Origin of the sequence: Streptomyces sp. NRRL B-3229 (genome assembly GCF_000719505.1) — a bacterium.
Lineage (GTDB): Bacteria > Actinomycetota > Actinomycetes > Streptomycetales > Streptomycetaceae > Streptomyces > Streptomyces griseorubiginosus.
Map to the genome: position 1 here is coordinate 1 of NZ_JOGP01000171.1, position 205 is coordinate 205.

General features: G+C 70.2%; 1 pseudogene. It reads right to left on the reverse strand.

Going from position 1 to position 205, the window contains the following annotated elements:
* Window positions 1–177, reverse strand: a pseudogene (locus tag IF54_RS0139285) (sugar ABC transporter permease); the annotation flags it as partial.
* Window positions 178–205: the final 28 nt, after the last annotated feature.

Genomic DNA, 205 nt, shown 5'->3' on the forward strand with positions numbered 1-205 from the left:
CACCCACACCAGCAGCACGTGCAGCACGGTCGGCACGCCCGCCATGAAGGCGAGCGTGATGCGGTCCCGGCGGGTCAGCAGACGCTTGTGGCCCTGCGCAACGCGCGACGGGGCAGGGCCCGAAGGCGGCACCACGGCCGCCTCCGGGCTCTGGGGGGAGGTTGTGTCGGTAGTCATTTAGCCGCTCAACTCAGCTCAGCTCAGG